Here is a 1,171-nt window from a genome sequence, read left to right as displayed (position 1 = left end):
CCGAGCCCGGCCCCGATGCCCCGGGTCAGCGCGGTCTTGCCGGCGCCGAGCGGCCCGGTCAGCAGCAGCAGGTCGCCGGCGCGCAGCAGCCCGGCCAGCCGCCGCCCGAACTCGTGGGTGTCCTCGACCGTCGGCAGCTTCACGACGTGACTCACAGCGCCTCCAGGAACCGGACCAGCGCCGCGTCGACCTCGTCGGCGTGCTCCAGCATCACCACGTGCCCACTGTCGGAGATCTTGACGAACTCGGCGTGCGGCAGCCGCCGGACGATCTCCTCGGAGTGCGTCACGGGGGTGATCATGTCCTTGTCGCCGACGACCACCAGCACGGGGGTGTCCGCCAGCGCGGCGAGCGCCGGGAACCGGGAGTGCGTGGCCAGCGTCCGCAGGTAGCGCGTCACCGTGTCGGCGGACGTGCGGGAGTTCATCGTCTCGACGTACGACACCAGGGCCGCGCTGGGGTGGCGGGTGCCGAAGCCGTACTTGCGGGTGAGCAGCCAGGCCACGTTGGTGGTGGAGCGGCGCGCCCGGTCGATCACGGGGCCGCCGTAGCGGGTGACGTTGCCGACCATGTGCAGCACCGGCGCGCCGACCCGGCCGAGCAGGGCGGGCGCCACCAGCTTGGTCTCGGCGAGCAGGCCGCCCGAGGTGGCCATCAGTACGGTGCCCACGACCCGGTCGCCGAACAGCTCCGGAAACAGCTCGGCGAACGCCATGATGGTCATCCCACCCATCGAGTGGCCGACCAGCACCAGCGGCCCCTCCGGGGCGGTCCGGTCGATCACCTCGCGCAGCGTCCGGCCGAGCGCGGTGAGGTCGTACTCGCCGGTCTCCAGCCGCCCGGACCGGCCGTGCCCGGGCTGGTCGTACGCGACGATCCGGTGCTCGCCCCGCTCGGCGAGCAGCTTGCGCTGGAAGTGGAAGGTGCCCATGTCGAGGCAGAAGCCGTGCACCAGCACCACGGTCGGGTTGCCGGGCACGGGCCGGGTCGGCTCCACCACCTCGACGTGGATGTCGGTGCCGTCGGGCATCTCCAGCCGGAAGGACTCGTCGTGCCGCTGGTCGCCGAAGACCTCGCCCGCGTAAGGGTCGGCGGGGTCGGCCTTGAGCTTGCGGACCAGGGCACGTTCGGTGGCGACGCCGGCCGCGAGCCCGGCGGCGGCGACCCCGAC

At 73.1% G+C, this 1,171-nt stretch carries 2 protein-coding genes; both read right to left on the bottom strand.

What is annotated here, in order from left to right; translation table 11 throughout:
- A partial coding sequence (locus tag AB0B91_RS66335) for a tRNA (adenosine(37)-N6)-threonylcarbamoyltransferase complex ATPase subunit type 1 TsaE (protein WP_358343321.1) occupies window positions 1-155 on the bottom strand: 155 nt, incomplete at its 3' end.
- The coding region (locus AB0B91_RS66330) for an alpha/beta hydrolase (protein WP_358343319.1) at window positions 152-1,171 on the bottom strand (1,020 nt) is incomplete at its 5' end. The genes AB0B91_RS66335 and AB0B91_RS66330, both read right to left, overlap by 4 nt.

Source organism: Nonomuraea sp. NPDC049141 (assembly GCF_040648415.1).
In the GTDB taxonomy this organism is placed as follows: Bacteria; Actinomycetota; Actinomycetes; order Streptosporangiales; family Streptosporangiaceae; genus Nonomuraea.
Note: the sequence above shows the minus strand (reverse complement) of the source record. Positions and strands in the feature narration are given on the sequence as shown.